The sequence below is a fragment of the Defluviimonas sp. SAOS-178_SWC genome, assembly GCF_039830135.1.
Taxonomy (GTDB): Bacteria; Pseudomonadota; Alphaproteobacteria; order Rhodobacterales; family Rhodobacteraceae; genus Albidovulum.
Genome location: NZ_CP156081.1, coordinates 2272149 through 2286424, shown reverse-complemented (window position 1 = coordinate 2286424; position 14276 = coordinate 2272149). Strand labels below are relative to the sequence as shown.

The 14276-nt window shown below is 64.8% G+C and carries 11 protein-coding genes and 1 pseudogene; 10 read left to right on the top strand and 2 right to left on the bottom strand.

The window, feature by feature from the left end; all coding sequences use genetic code 11:
- The first annotated feature begins 68 nt into the window (after positions 1 to 68).
- The 10 genes and pseudogenes from V5734_RS12060 (at position 69) to V5734_RS12015 (ending at position 11713) form a co-directional block, all read left to right on the top strand.
- Positions 69 to 941, top strand: a complete 873-nt coding sequence (locus V5734_RS12060; protein WP_347313628.1) for a carbohydrate ABC transporter permease — start codon at positions 69 to 71, stop codon at positions 939 to 941.
- 12 nt (positions 942 to 953) lie between these two features.
- Positions 954 to 1784 carry a carbohydrate ABC transporter permease gene (locus tag V5734_RS12055; RefSeq protein ID WP_347309899.1) on the top strand — a complete coding sequence of 277 codons (831 nt, stop codon included), beginning with the start codon at positions 954 to 956 and terminating at the stop codon, positions 1782 to 1784.
- Between the two features lie 11 nt (positions 1785 to 1795).
- Positions 1796 to 2800, top strand: coding sequence for an ABC transporter ATP-binding protein (locus V5734_RS12050; RefSeq protein ID WP_347309898.1), 1005 nt, complete (start codon positions 1796 to 1798; stop codon positions 2798 to 2800).
- A complete protein-coding gene (locus tag V5734_RS12045; RefSeq protein ID WP_347309897.1) occupies positions 2797 to 3570 on the top strand; it encodes an L-iditol 2-dehydrogenase in 774 nt (257 codons plus the stop codon). The genes V5734_RS12050 and V5734_RS12045 overlap by 4 nt, the downstream gene beginning before the upstream one ends.
- 111 nt (positions 3571 to 3681) lie before the next feature.
- On the top strand, positions 3682 to 5148 hold the full coding sequence (locus tag V5734_RS12040) for a mannitol dehydrogenase family protein (RefSeq protein WP_347309896.1): 1467 nt from the start codon (positions 3682 to 3684) through the stop codon (positions 5146 to 5148).
- A gap of 77 nt (positions 5149 to 5225) precedes the next feature.
- A pseudogene (locus V5734_RS12035) lies at positions 5226 to 5932 on the top strand (IS6 family transposase).
- 212 nt (positions 5933 to 6144) lie between these two features.
- Positions 6145 to 7098 (top strand): glycine betaine ABC transporter substrate-binding protein, encoded by a 954-nt coding sequence (locus tag V5734_RS12030; RefSeq protein WP_347309895.1) that lies wholly within the window; start codon positions 6145 to 6147, stop codon positions 7096 to 7098.
- Positions 7099 to 7227: 129 nt separating this feature from the next.
- A complete protein-coding gene (locus tag V5734_RS12025; protein WP_347309894.1) occupies positions 7228 to 8256 on the top strand; it encodes an ATP-binding cassette domain-containing protein in 1029 nt (342 codons plus the stop codon).
- A complete protein-coding gene (locus V5734_RS12020) occupies positions 8256 to 10268 on the top strand; it encodes an ABC transporter permease (protein ID WP_347313627.1) in 2013 nt (670 codons plus the stop codon). Before V5734_RS12025 ends, V5734_RS12020 begins: the two co-directional genes overlap by 1 nt.
- Positions 10269 to 10288: 20 nt before the next feature.
- The gene (locus V5734_RS12015) at positions 10289 to 11713 is read left to right on the top strand and encodes an amidase (RefSeq protein ID WP_347309893.1); all 1425 of its coding nucleotides are present in this window, start codon (positions 10289 to 10291) and stop codon (positions 11711 to 11713) included.
- On the opposite strand, the gene V5734_RS12010 is transcribed toward V5734_RS12015, so the two are convergent.
- Both V5734_RS12010 and V5734_RS12005 read right to left on the bottom strand, forming a co-directional pair.
- On the bottom strand, positions 11697 to 12530 hold the full coding sequence (locus tag V5734_RS12010) for a helix-turn-helix domain-containing protein (protein ID WP_347309892.1): 834 nt from the start codon (positions 12528 to 12530) through the stop codon (positions 11697 to 11699). The two genes, V5734_RS12015 and V5734_RS12010, sit on opposite strands and share 17 nt — an antisense overlap.
- A gap of 265 nt (positions 12531 to 12795) precedes the next feature.
- Positions 12796 to 14268, bottom strand: a complete 1473-nt coding sequence (locus V5734_RS12005) for an NAD-dependent succinate-semialdehyde dehydrogenase (protein ID WP_347313626.1) — start codon at positions 14266 to 14268, stop codon at positions 12796 to 12798.
- Between the last annotated feature and the right edge of the window lie 8 nt (positions 14269 to 14276).

Below are 14276 nucleotides of genomic sequence, written 5' to 3'. Positions count from 1 at the left end.
GCCAGCCCGGCGCCTCGCCCGCAAGCCGCGCGCTCACCGGCCCCCCCGATCCGGAGGACAAGTTCGACATGTCCACGCAATCCACCCGTACCGCCGCCCGCATAATGATCGCTCCCTCGGTCATCCTGCTGTTGTTCTGGATGATCGTGCCGCTGGCGATGACCCTATACTTCTCGTTTCGCATCTACCGGCTGATCTCGCCCGATCGCACCGGCTGGAGCGGAGTGCGGAATTACGCATGGTTCCTGAACGCTCCGGACTTCTGGATGGCGATCGGCAATACCCTGATGCTGGTGCTCGGAGTGCTGATCATCACGGTCGTCCTCGGCACGCTGATCGCGCTCCTGATAGATCAGCCGGTCAAGGGGCAGGGTGTACTCCGCATCCTCGTCATCGCGCCATTCTTCGTGATGCCGCCCGTCGCTGCGTCGATCTGGGAAAACCTCTTCATGCACCCGCAGAACGGACTGTTCGCAGCCCTGGCGCAGGGGTTCGGTGCGCGACCGATCCTCTTTCTGGAGAGCTACCCGATGGCGTCGGTTATAGGCATCGTCGCCTGGGAGTGGTTGCCCTTCGCCACGTTGATCCTGCTGACCGCGCTCCAGTCGCTGTCGTCCGAGCAACTGGAGGCGGCCGAGATGGACGGCGCCTCGGCCATGTCGCGGTTCCGATTCATCATCCTGCCACATCTCACCCGCGCGATCACGGTGGTGATCCTGATCGAGACGATCTTCCTTCTTGGAATCTTCGGCGAGATCTTCACAACCACTCAAGGTGGTCCCGGCTCCGCCTCGACGACGCTGCCGTACATGATCTTCAAGCAGGCGATCGTCGCGAAAGACATCGGCCGCGCCGCGGCGGGCGGGATCATTGCCGTCATCCTCGCGAATATCGTCGCCTACTTCCTGATGCGTGGCATCGGCAAGAACCTGGACGCCTGAGGAGGCACGCTCATGGCACGCGCCGTCACACCCCGCCGCAAACTGATCACCACCGCCGCCGCCTGGAGCGTGGCCCTGCTGATCTTCTTTCCCGTCCTCTGGATGATCCTGACCAGCCTCAAGACCGAGGCGTCGGCCGTCGCGACGCCGCCGCAACTTTTCACCGCGGATTGGACGCTTGGGAACTATGCCGAGGTCTGGGCACGGTCGGACTATCCCCGGTTCTTCTGGAACTCGGTCGTGATCTCAGTTGGATCCACGCTCCTCGGTCTTGCGGTGGCGATTCCTGCCGCCTGGGCGATGGCGTTTGTTCCGGGCAAGCGCACCAAGGACCTTCTCATGTGGATGCTGTCCACGAAGATGATGCCTGCGGTGGCCGTGCTGATCCCCCTCTATCTGATCTTCCAGCGCATTGGCCTCTATGACACCAAGATCGGCCTCGTGCTGGCACTCATGCTGATCAACCTGCCGATCATCGTCTGGATGCTCTATACCTACTTCAAGGAAATTCCCGGCGAAATCCTCGAAGCGGCGCGAATGGACGGCGCCAGTCTCCTCAACGAGATCCTCTATGTCCTGACCCCGATGGCCATCCCCGGCATCGCCTCGACCATGCTCCTCAACGTCATTCTGGCCTGGAACGAGGCGTTCTGGACGATCACGCTGACGACAACCAAAGCCGCGCCGCTCTCGGCCTTCATCGCAAGCTTCTCGGCGCCGCAGGGGCTCTTCTACGCCAAGCTGTCGGCTGCCTCGACGATGGCGATCGCGCCGATCCTTGTCATGGGCTGGTTCAGCCAGAAACAACTCGTCCGGGGTCTGACCTTCGGCGCCGTGAAATAAGGAAAAGAACGATGGGACGCATCACACTCGACAAGGTTGCCAAACGCTTCGGCGACGTGGAAGTCATCCCCCCTCTGGACCTGACAATCGAAGACGGTGAGTTCGTCGTCTTTGTCGGTCCCTCTGGCTGCGGCAAGTCCACGCTCCTAAGGCTGATCGCAGGGTTGGAGGATGTCTCGGACGGCCAGATCCGCATCGACGGCAACGACGCTACCTCGGTTCCGCCCGCGAAGCGTGGCCTTGCCATGGTGTTCCAGAGCTACGCGCTCTACCCGCACATGACCGTGCGCAAGAACATCGCCTTCCCACTCCGCATGGCTGGGCTCAGCCAGGAAGAGCAGGACAAGAAGGTCGAGGCGGCTGCCTCTGTCCTGAACCTCACCAACTACCTCGACCGCCGGCCGGGCCAGCTTTCCGGCGGTCAGCGCCAGCGCGTGGCTATCGGTCGCGCCATCGTGCGCGAACCCTCGGCCTTTCTTTTCGATGAGCCGCTCTCAAACCTCGACGCGGCCTTGCGCGTCGGCATGCGGTTGGAGATTTCGGAGCTTCACAACCGGCTTGCCACCACGATGATCTATGTGACGCACGACCAGGTCGAGGCGATGACGATGGCCGACAAGATCGTCGTCCTCCATGCCGGCCGGATTGAGCAGGTTGGCTCACCGCTCGAGCTTTACCACCGCCCGCGCAACAAGTTCGTCGCGGGGTTCATCGGCAGCCCCAAGATGAATCTGATCGAGGGGGCCGAGGCTTCCAAGCATGGCGCCGCGGCCATTGGCATCCGACCGGAACATATCGGTGTTTCGACCGAGAACGGCACCTGGAGGGGAAAGATCGGCGTGTCCGAACATCTCGGCTCCGACACGTTCTTCCATGTCCTCGATACCGGGCTGGGGGACGCGATCACGGTGCGGGCAGGGGGCGAGGTCAGCCTTCATCACGGCGACACCGTGTACCTGACCCCGGACTCCGAAAAGATCCACCGCTTCGACAAGGAAGGCCTGCGCTTCGAATGAAACGGCTGGCTGGCAAGACCGCGCTCATCACAGGTGCCGCGCGGGGCATCGGACTCGAATTCGCGCGGACCTATGTGGCCGAGGGCGCACGGGTGGCAATTGCCGACATCAATATCGACGCGGCCCGCAAAGCCGCAGCAGGGATCGGAGCGGCGGTGGTCGCGGTCCGCATGGACGTGACCGATCAGGCGAGCATTGACTCCGCCGTGGCCGAAACCGAAGTGGCGCTGGGCGGCATAGACATCCTGATCAACAACGCCGCGCTCTTCTCAGCCGCCCCGATCGCCGAGATCACGCGTGCCGATTACGACCGCATCTTCGCGGTCAACGTGGCCGGCACGCTTTTCACGCTGCAAGCCGTGGCTAAGGGAATGATTGCGCGGGGGAAAGGTGGCAAAATCATCAATATGGCTTCCCAGGCCGGGCGGCGGGGCGAAAGCCTGGTCGCGGTCTACTGCGCCTCCAAGGCCGCGGTGATCAGCCTGACCCAATCGGCGGGCCTCAACCTTATCGCCCACGGCATCAACGTGAACGCCATCGCGCCCGGCGTGGTGGATGGCGAACACTGGGACGGGGTCGACGCCTTCTTCGCGAAGTATGAAGGCAAGGCACCCGGCCAGAAGAAACGCGAGGTCGGCGCAGCCGTCCCTTTCGGACGCATGGGTACGGCTGCGGACCTTACCGGCATGGCGATCTTCCTCGCCACATCCGAGGCCAATTACATCGTCGCCCAGACCTACAACGTCGATGGCGGGAACTGGATGAGCTGATGGACCTCGGCCGCAACAGAAACCCGCTTTTGCCGAACGCGCCCGCGCGCCCGGCTGCACCGGTTTTGTCGACGGCGGAATGCTGAATACTACATGAGAGGGGAGCCCGATATGCCCGTTTCGCTAACCGCCAGCGCGCTCGGCAAGCTGCCCAAGGGCGTTTCCGGCCCCGGTTACGACCGTTCACAGCTGACAGCCGGCATCCTCCATGTCGGCGTGGGAAATTTCCACCGTGCCCATATGGCGGTCTATCTCGACCGGCTCTTTGGCACGGGCGAAGGGTACGACTGGGCGATCCTCGGCGCCGGCGTCCGGTCCGGCGACGCGGCGATGCGCGAAAGGCTCGCCGCGCAGGACTGGCTGACGACGGTGGTGGAGCTTGACCCGAAGGGATTGAGCGCCCGCGTCATCGGTTCCATGACCGGCTTCGTCCCGGTTGAGGCCGAGACGACTGTCGCCGCGATGGCCGATCCGTCGGTCCGCATCGTCTCGCTGACGATCACCGAGGGCGGCTATTACGTCGATGCCCGCACGGGCGGGTTTGACGCGGATCATCCGGACATGGCGGCGGATGCCGCGCACCCGGACGCGCCGCGGAGCGTCTTCGGCATGATCCTTGCCGCCCTCCGCCGCCGCCGCGCCACCGGAATTCCGCCCTTCACGGTGATGTCCTGCGACAACCTGCCGGAAAACGGCCATGTGACCCGGCGCACGGTGACGGGGCTCGCCCGGCTCTCCGATCCGGCCTTTGCCGACTGGATCACTGCAAACGTCGCCTTTCCGAATTCGATGGTGGACTGCATCACCCCGGCCACCTCCGACCGGGAGCGGAAACTGGTTGCCGATCAGTTCGGGCTGATCGACGCCGTGCCGGTCGTCTGCGAACCGTTCCGGCAATGGGTGCTTGAGGATCATTTCCCGACCGGACGACCGCCCCTTGAAAAGGTTGGGGTCGAGTTCGTCGAGAAGGTTGCCGCATACGAACTGATGAAGCTTCGCATCCTGAACGGCGGCCATGCGGCCATCGCCTATCCTTCGGCCCTTCTCGGCCACCACTTCGTTCACGACGCAATGGCCGATCCGCTGATCGCGGCCTGGCTCGACCGGCTGGAACGGCGCGAGATCATCCCGACGCTGTCGCCGATCCCCGGCGTCAGCTACGGCGCATATCTTGCAAAGGTGATTGAGCGTTTCGGCAATTCCGCCGTCGGCGACACGATCCCGCGGCTTTGCCTCGACGGATCGAACCGTCAGCCGAAATTCATTCTCCCGACGCTGGCCGATGCCTTGGCAAAAGGGATGCCGTTTGAGGGGCTGGCGCTCGAAGTCGCGCTCTGGTGCCGTTACTGCGCCGGGACCGACGAGGCGGGACAGACGATCCCGCCGAATGACGAGAATGCGGCCGACCTGAAGGCGCGCGCGCTTGCCGCGAAGTCGGACCCCTCGGCCTTCCTCTCCAATCGCACCGTATTCGGCTCACTCGGCGACGATCCCCGTTTTGCCGCCGCGTTCTCGGCCCATCTCGCACGGCTGTGGTCAGACGGTGTGCGCGTGGTCCTTGCCGACTACACGGGCTGATCGGGCGGAACGACCGTGGTGGGTCTGTCAGAAGGATTCCGGTTGAGACGGGCAGGGCGGTCTCGTAGCGTCTGAACATGATCCAATCTGACCCGTTCAAGGGCTTTCACAGCAGCCCTGAAATCATCCGCCTGGCGGTGATGCTGTACGTCCGGTTCCCACTGTCTCTCCGCAACGTGGAGGACCTGCTGCACGAGCGCGGGATCGATATCAGCCATGAGTCGGTCCGGTTCTGGTGGCAGCGTTTCGGCCCGATGTTCGTCTCCGAGATCCGAAATAAGCGCGCCGAGCGTCTGCGTTCCGGGCCCAATGGCGATGGCACCTCGACGAGGTTTTCGTGAAGATCAACGGCGAACGACACTACCTCTGGCGGGCGGTCGATCACGAGGGCGAGGTTCTGGAAAGCTTCGTCACAAGGACACGGGACAAGAAAGCCGCATTGAAATTCTTGAATAAAACAATGAAGCGCTACGGCCGGCCCGAGGCCATCGTCACTGATCTTCTGCGATCCTCCGGCGCGGCCATGAAGGTGATCGGCGTGGCGGATCTGCAAGAAACTGGTCGCTGGTTGAACAACCGAACAGAGAATTCTCATTTGCCATTCCGAAGGCGGGAGCGGGCGATGCTCCGGTTTCGGCGCGTGCGAACGTTGCAGAAGTTCGCTTCGGTTCACGCCTCGATTTACAATCTCTTCAACACGGAACACAGCCTCTCCAGCAGACCCGACTTCAAGGCCAAACGAGCCGCCGCTCTCGCCGAGTGGAGTCAACTCGGCGCGGCATAAGGGACAGACATCCTGCCCTTGGTGAGACCGGTTCGAATCCGTCTGACAGCACCGGCTGATTGTTTGACTGCGTAGTGCATGTAGCTGAATGTCGCTTTTTCTGCGACAGTCGGCGACTGTCTAACGTCTGGTCTGGGACGGTAAATGCTCTATCGTCGTGGTGTCAAAAGCAGTCTTCGGACCAGCCAATACGAACCGGGAGGGAACCTGAAATGAAACTACCGCGTGTCGGCACGGGATGCCGCGCTGCCATAGTGGCTACGGTCGCGATGATGCCCGCAATGGGCCTGGCTGCCGGATCCGACGAGACGATCAGGCTGACGGTCATCAACTCGTCGGAAACCGACGTGCCGACCTACATACTCGGTCATGTCCTCCAGAAGGCGGGTTTCGAAGTCGAGTTCGTGTCGGCGGACTACACCGCCGGCCTGACCGGGCTGCAACTGGGCGATCTTCACACATTCCTGTGCTGGGACACGACCTGGGACGCCTGCCAGGAAGCGGTCGGCAGCGGCGATGTCATCAATGCCGGCTCCTCCGGGATCGGGGTGCGAGAGGGCTGGTGGTATCCGAAATCGCTCGAAGCGATGTGTCCGGGTCTGCCGGACTACAAGGCGCTCCTCGAGGAGGGCTGCGTGAAGGCGCTCGCCACGGCCGAGACCGAACCCAAGGCGCAGTTCGTCGCCGCGCCGGCCGACTGGATCACCTATGTCGACGAGACGATCGACGCCTTCGGGTTCCAGATCGAACCGATCACCTCGGGCAGTTCCGGTGCGCTTATCGCCACTCTGAAGGGCGCGTATGACCGGCAGCAGCCGATCATGGGCTGGGGCTACAGCCCGCACTGGTTCTTCGACAAGGCCGAGGGGGATTATGTGGCGTTCCCGGCCTACGAGCCGGCCTGCTTCACCGACCCGGCCTGGGGCCCCATCGCCGACAAGACGCATGACTGCGCGACGCCGTCGGGCTTTCTCTGGAAGCTGATGAACCGTGACATATCGCTCAAAGCTCCGGCGACGGCGCGAATCTATTACCTCTTCACCCTCGACGCCCGGACCGTCGCCGACGGCATGGAGCGGGTCGATGTCGAGGGCGTGTCCTACGACCAGATGGCCGCGGACTGGGTCGACGCGAACGAAACCGTGTGGCGCGGCTGGCTGAAGTAAAGGTCATCCGGAAACCACGACTCTGGGCGCCGGGCAGGTCTTGCCCGGCGTCCGTCTCACCGTAGAACGATCCGCCCCGCCCATGCGCGCGCGGGACCCGTAACCAAGCCAGAGAACCGAGGCGCTGCCATGCCCGACACTTCTTCGATCATCCGCTGCCGCAACGTCTGGAAGCTCTACGGCCCCGGTGCCGAAGCAGCCGGGAGGTTGCCCGCCGATACGCTCGACGATACCTATCTTCAAGCCCACGGGCTGATCCCAGCGGTGCGCGATGCTACGCTCGACATCCGCAAGGGCGAGATTTTTGTCATCATGGGCCTGTCGGGCTCGGGCAAGTCGACGCTGGTGCGGTGCATGACCGGGCTCGTGGACACGACGCGCGGCGATCTCTTCATCGGCGAGGACAACCTGCGCGGCGTCGATCCCCAGCGTCTGATCGAGATCCGGCGGCGGCGGATCAGCATGGTGTTCCAGGATTTCGCGCTGCTGCCGCATCTGACTGTGCTCGACAATATCGCCTTTCCGCTCCGCGTGCAGGGCATGCGCCGCGACGCAAGGCTGGCGCGGGCACGCGAACTGGCCGAACTCGTCGGGCTCAAGGGTCGCGAGGACCGGTTTCCGCACGAGCTTTCGGGCGGCCAGCAGCAGCGGGTCGGCATCGCCCGTAGCCTGACCACCGATCCCGAGGTCTGGTTCCTCGATGAGCCGTTTTCGGCGCTCGACCCCCTGATCCGGCACGAGATGCAGGACGAGTTCCTGCGCCTGCAGGGGACGCTGCACAAGACCATCGTCTTCATCACCCACGATTTCGAGGAGGCGATCCGCATCGCCGACCGCATCGCGATCATGCATGATGGCCGCATCGTGCAGGTCGACACGCCCGAGGGGCTGATCCTCAACCCCGCCGACGCCTATGTCGCCGAATTCACCCGCAAGATTCCGCGCCATCGGGTCATGCGGGCGGGATCGCTGGTTGGACCGGCCACCGAACTGGCAACCGGCGCGCCGGTCCCCGCCTCGGCGCTGGTCGCCGACATCGCGCCGCGGGTGCTGGCCTCCGATCAGCCGGTGCCGGTCACGGACGGGCGGGGCGCGATCATCGGCGCGATCGACCGGCAGCGGGTGATCTCGACGATCTTCGCGGACGGTGCGGCGTGATGGTCGCGGCCGTGCACCAGAAGTCGCAACAGTCCACCGGATCGACGCTGCCGCCGGGCCGGATCCTGCTCATCGGTCTTGGCCTGACCGCGGCCCTGAGCCTCGTGCCCGCGCTCCGCGAGACGTTGCCCGCTTGGGCCGCCCGGCCTCCTGCCGAATGGCTGCCCGACCTCGCTGGGCCGATCAACCGATTCCTCACCTGGCTGTCGCGGCGCGCCGAGATCGGACCCTTCGAGGTGAAGGAGATCACCCGCGGGCTGGCCGCCGCTGTCGAGGTGCCGCTGGCGCTGGTGCAGGGTGTTCTGGTCAAGGGGCTGGAGGTACCGCTGCCGGGTGGCGGCGGGTTGCGGCTCGCGGCCCTGTCCTGGTGGGCGCTGACCGCGGCGCTGGCGATCTTCGGTTACTGGGCGGCGGGGCGCCGCGCGGCGGTGTTGGTGCTTGCGACCTGCGCCTATTTTCTCGTCCTCGATCTGTGGGAAGAGGCGATGCTCACGCTGGCCTCGGTTGCCATCGCGGTGATCGTCGGCGCGGTGGCGGGCATCCTGCTGGGGGCCGCGGCCCATCGCTGGCCGCGCCTCGACGCCGTCGTGAACCCGGTCTACGACGTGATGCAGACGCTGCCGGTCTTTTCCTACCTCGTGCCAATCCTGCTGTTCTTCGGCTTCGGCCCGGTGGCGGCGCTGATCGCAACGGTGATCTACGCCATGCCGCCGATGGCCCGCAACACCACGCTGGCGCTGCGCCGGTTGCCGCCCTCGGTCAGCGAACTGGCCAGCATGGCGGGCTGCTCCCCGCGCCAGCGGCTCCTGCTGGTCCTGTTGCCGGCGGCGCGCCAGGGGTTGCTGACCGGTTTCAACCAGCTGGTCATGCTGTCGCTTTCGGCGGTGATCATCGCATCCGTGATCGGTGCCGGCGGGCTTGGCAACGTCGTGCTGCAGGGCTTGAAGTCCATGCAGCTCGGGCGCGCGCTGGAGGCGGGGCTCGGCATCACGCTGATGGCGATCGTCCTCGACCGGCTGTCGCGCGCCATCGCGTCGCGTCGGCCCTCGCACGCGGCCGCGACGGCGGGCTGGCGCCGTCACCCGCTGCTTTACGGGGCACTCTCTGTCCTCCTCGCGGGATGGCTCGCGGCGCAGGCCGTGCCGGCATCGGGCGACTTCCCGGCGGCGCTGACCGGATCCAGCGGCCGGCTACTGGACGACTTCTTCGCCTGGGTGAACGTGACCTTCGCCGGTCCGATCGGAGCGATCAGCGACGGCTTCGTTCGCCACCTGTTCAGGCCGGTGAAGGATGCGCTCCTCGGACTTCCCTGGCTTGGCGTCGTCCTTTTCGTCGCGCTGCTGGCCGCTCTGGTGCGCGGCGCGGGGCTGGCTCTGGCTTCGGCCGCGATGCTGGGCTTCATCGCGCTCAGCGGCTATTGGGATCTGGCGATGACCTCGCTCTATCTCGTGGCGATTTCGGTCGTGGTCGCGACGGTCATCGGTTTTCCGGTGGGCGTGATCGCCACCCGGAGCGCCCGGCTCGGGCGGGTCACGGCGCTTTTCATCGACACGCTGCAGACGCTGCCGACCTTCGTCTATCTGATCCCGGTCGTCATGCTCTTCGGCCTCGGCGACTTTCCGGCGATGGTGGCGATCGTGGCCTTCGCGCTGCCGCCGGCAATCCGCTACCCGATGGACGGTATCGCCCGGGTGCCAAAATCGCTGATCGAGGCGGCCGACATGGCGGGCTGCACCCGGCTCCAGCGGCTCCTGCATGTACAAATCCCCTATGCGCTGCCGGAAATCATGCTCGGTCTTTCCCAGACGATCCTGATGGCCTTCGGCATGCTGGTGATCACCGCCCTGGTCGGCACCCGCGGGCTGGAGCAGGAGACGCTCGTCGCGGTCAGCAAGGCCAGGGTCGGCGAGGGGCTGATCGCCGGGCTTGGGATCTCTTTCCTGTCGATCACCGCCGACCGGCTGATCAGCCATGGGGCCGCGCGCCTGCGCCGCCGCCTCGGGCAGGTCTGAGCGGACGGAAGGGAAGAGCAATGAACCGCACAATGACCGTGCCCGCAGGTATCCGGCTGGCCTCGCTCCCGGCCCACCGGCTGAGGGAGATGATCGGCAAGCGCGAAATCTCGATCCCCGAACTGGTCGCCGACAGTCTCGCCGCGATCGACTCGCTGGACGGCGCGCTCAACGCCTTCACCGCCACGTGCCCCGAACGGGCGCTGGCCGAGGCCGGGGCCGCCCAGGCGCGGCTCCGCGCGGGCGGGCCGCTGCCGCCGCTTCTCGGCCTGCCGCTCGCGGTGAAGGATGCCGAGCCGGTCGCGGGACTGCCGTTCGCCTGCGGATCGCGCGTCTATTCCGGTCGGATAGCCACCGAGGATTCTGTCCATGTCGCCCGGCTCCGTGCCGCAGGCGCCATCGTCGTGGGCAAGACCAACACGCCCGAATTCACGCTCCTTGGCGAAACCCGCAACGGGCTCGGGCCGGATACCCGCAACCCCTGGAATCCGGAGCGCACGCCCGGCGGTTCCTCCGGAGGCTCGGCGGCGGCCCTGGCGGCGGGCTTCGTGCCCTTGGCCACCGGTAGCGACACGGCGGGCTCGATCACCGTGCCTGCCGCCTTCTGCGGGCTGACCGGGCTGAAGCCCAGCCACCGCCGCATTCCGCTCTGGCCGGGGCAGGGGGATTGGCGGCCGTTCTCCGATGTCGGCCCGATGGCGCGCAATATGCCCGACCTCTCGCTGATGTTCTCTGCCAGCGCGGGCGCCGATCCGCGCGACCCCGATTCCGGGGTGCCGGTGGCGATCGGCCCGGCCCCCCGCCGCCTGCGCATCGCCTGGGCCCCGACGCTTGCCGGGCTGCCGGTCGATCCGGTATGCGCGGCGCCCGCCGAGACGCTGGCCCGCCTGTTCGCCGAAGCCGGTCACGAGGTTCGCCGTGCCGCGCCCATACTGCCCGATCCGGGCCCGGTGCTCGATCTCTTGGGCGCGGTCGAGGAATACCGCGCCCGCGGCCGTCTTCTGGGCGAGTCCGTCGATCTGCTGATGCCGGAAAGCCGCGCGATCCTCGACCAGGGGCGTAAAGCGGGTTCGCAGGCGGTCGAGATGGCGAGAGCAACGCAGCGCCGGCTCGCCGGCGTCTTCGCCACGTTCATGGCGGATCACGACCTTCTGATCGTACCGGCCACCGCCTGCCCCGCCTTCCCGCTGCGCCAGCCGCCCCGATCCATTGCCGGGCGCGCAGTCGTTCCCGACTGGCCGAGCTACGCCCCCTTCAACATGCTGGGGAACCTGACAGGCTGTCCGGCGGCGACGCTGCCCGTCGCCCTGACGGACGATGGTCTCCCGGTCGGTGCCCTGGTCTTCGCGAAGTCGGGTTGCGACGAGGTGCTGCTGGCGTCCCTCACGCAGGCGGAGGATCTGCGCGGACCATTCCCGCCGCCGCAGGTCACATCGTCTCGTTGATCCAGTCGCGCGCGACGAAGGCGCCCTCGGCCGGCGCGACGTCATTGGCGATGGCCGCCCGGATGTCGCGCGGGATCACCGGGCTCGTCAGATCGTAGAGGCCCGCGCCGGAAAGCGCGGCACGGATGTCGACCGGATCGTCGAGCGCCTCCCAGATCACCCGGTAGCAGGCCACATCGCGTTTGGTGCCGGAACTGACGCCGAGTGTCAGGCCCGGCATGACCGAGGCCTGGTCCGGTCGCGCAGGCAGCAGGATCGTGGTCCACATCATCTGACCGACGATCGCCTCGCGTTCATGGATAATGAGGCGTTCGCCAGTGTGGTACATGACGCCAGTGTGCTTCAGGATCCGGCGTGACCGGCGCTTCACCGCAGAATAGTTCTCGACCGTCTTGACGTAAACGAAGCCGGCGCGAGTGAAGACGCTGACCAGAGAGCGAAGGACCATGTCGGGAAATTCGACCGGACGGAAATAGCTGTAGTAGAAGCCGAGATAGGGCTCGAGCTGCCGGGTGGAGCGCGGGTTGACCTTGCTGAGGCCAATAATGAATTCGCCGAGCGGGTCGAGCGCCGCGCCACTGTGGCGTCGGATTGCGATGATCTCGCGGAACTGGGCGTGGTCCATCAAGATCTCGGATTCGTCGACGCCGAAATGATCGCAAATCTTCAGCATCTTGCGAGGTGAGGGTCGTGCACCGCCACTAAGGTAACGGTGAAACTGTTGACGATTGATCTGCAGCCGGCGGCAGACCTCTGCGATCGATATGGAGTAATTGGTCAGAAGCCTCAGATTGCGCTGGAAGTTGGTCTGGTTCATTTTATCCCACGTCACAGTAATAGGCTTGGTTGCCAAGCACGACCTTTGATCAAGCAGGCCGCTGCCTCCGAACGTTCATGATACCAAAGCCTTTCAATTGAAAAACAGACAGTGACCTGCGATCCACTGCGAACGGCTGATGATCTAGACGACTTCGATTTTGGTTCGTTTCGTTGAAGTTGAATAATTGATTTGATCCGTGGCTATGGGCGGTTGCCCCTTCTGGTCACGCACATCAACTTCAAGAACCTGTGACAGTCGCGTTTCAGACACTCAGGCAGGCGTATTTCAGTTCCAGGTAGTCCTCGATTCCGTGGCGGCTGCCTTCTCGGCCGATGCCCGATTGCTTGATGCCGCCAAAAGGGGCGATCTCGGTAGAGATCAGGCCGGTGTTGACACCAACCATTCCGTATTCGAGCGCCTCCATCATTCTCCAGACCCGCCCAATATCGCTGGTAAAGACGTATGACGCGAGTCCGAACTCGGTATCATTTGCGGCCGCGACAACCTCTGCTTCGGTCCTGAATCGGAAGACCGGGGCAAGCGGACCGAAGGTTTCCTCGCGGGCCACCGCCATGGCGGGCGTGACGCCCGTCAGAACCGTCGGTTGGAAGAACGTGCCTTCGAGCCGCGCACCGCCGGTCGCAACTTTGGCACCCCGGTCCATCGCATCGGTTATGTGCGCCTCGACCTTGCGGAGGGCTGAAGCCGATATGAGGGGGCCGATTTCGCTGCCATCTTCATCTCCCGGCCCGACCCGCAGGGCGGCTACCGCCTCAGTTAGTCTTGCGACGAATGCGTCATGGATGCCGGACTGGGCATAAATCCTGTTCGTACAGACGCAGGTCTGTCCGGCATTGCGGAATTTCGATGCCAAACATCCCTGTACCGCAGCGTCGAGGTCGGCGTCCTCAAAGACGATGAAAGGCGCGTTGCCGCCAAGTTCCAGAGACAGTTTCTTGATCTGCGCCGCGCCCTGCCGCATCAGGATGCGGCCCACGTTGGTCGATCCGGTAAAGCTGATCTTGCGGACCACGGGGTTTTCGCAGAACTCGAGCCCCAGCCCGATAGCATCGGTCGACGGCATGATCGAGAGCACACCCTTGGGAAACCCCGCGCGTTCGGCCAGGACTGCCAGCGCCAGCGCCGAAAGGGGCGTTTCGGCTGCCGGCTTGGCGATAATGGTGCAGCCGGCGGCCAGCGCTGGGGCCAGCTTGCGGGCGATCATCGCATTGGGGAAATTCCAGGGCGTGATCGCTGCCACCACGCCGACCGGCTGGCGGATCACCAGAAGCCGCTTGTCGCGTTGGTGGGCGGGGATAACTTCACCATAGATGCGCTTCGCCTCTTCAGAGAACCATTCGATGTAGGACGCGCCGTACAGCACTTCGCCTTTCGCCTCGGCCAGCGGTTTGCCCATCTCAGCGGTCAGGATTGCGGCAAGGTCGTCGGCATGTGCGACGACCAGGTCGTACCAGCGCCGCAGAATCCCGGCGCGTTCCTTTCCGGTCAGCGCTGCCCAGCCGGGTAGCGCCGCCTGCGCCATCGCGATGGCTGCGACCGCATCCGCGCGCGAACAATCTGCGACCTCCGCCAGCAGAGTTCCGTTGGCGGGATCATGCACGGCAATACGCTTCGCGCGCGCGGACCATTCACCCCCCAAGAAGGCACGGGTTTCCAAAAGCTCTGGATTCGCCAATCTCAATTCGACACCCGCCGAAGCACTCGTCCGCTGCAGGCAGACTT

What these genes read in the sequence shown, in the direction of transcription:
- V5734_RS12050 (WP_347309898.1), top strand. Translation starts at nt 1,796, where the DNA reads ATGGGACGCATCACACTCGACAAGGTTGCCAAACGCTTCGGCGACGTG.
- V5734_RS12045 (WP_347309897.1), top strand. Translation starts at nt 2,797, where the DNA reads ATGAAACGGCTGGCTGGCAAGACCGCGCTCATCACAGGTGCCGCGCGG.
- V5734_RS12030 (WP_347309895.1), top strand. Translation starts at nt 6,145, where the DNA reads ATGAAACTACCGCGTGTCGGCACGGGATGCCGCGCTGCCATAGTGGCT.
- V5734_RS12040 (WP_347309896.1), top strand. Translation starts at nt 3,682, where the DNA reads ATGCCCGTTTCGCTAACCGCCAGCGCGCTCGGCAAGCTGCCCAAGGGC.
- V5734_RS12020 (WP_347313627.1), top strand. Translation starts at nt 8,256, where the DNA reads ATGGTCGCGGCCGTGCACCAGAAGTCGCAACAGTCCACCGGATCGACG.
- V5734_RS12060 (WP_347313628.1), top strand. Translation starts at nt 69, where the DNA reads ATGTCCACGCAATCCACCCGTACCGCCGCCCGCATAATGATCGCTCCC.
- V5734_RS12055 (WP_347309899.1), top strand. Translation starts at nt 954, where the DNA reads ATGGCACGCGCCGTCACACCCCGCCGCAAACTGATCACCACCGCCGCC.
- V5734_RS12015 (WP_347309893.1), top strand. Translation starts at nt 10,289, where the DNA reads ATGAACCGCACAATGACCGTGCCCGCAGGTATCCGGCTGGCCTCGCTC.
- V5734_RS12010 (WP_347309892.1), bottom strand. Translation starts at nt 12,530, where the DNA reads ATGAACCAGACCAACTTCCAGCGCAATCTGAGGCTTCTGACCAATTAC.
- V5734_RS12025 (WP_347309894.1), top strand. Translation starts at nt 7,228, where the DNA reads ATGCCCGACACTTCTTCGATCATCCGCTGCCGCAACGTCTGGAAGCTC.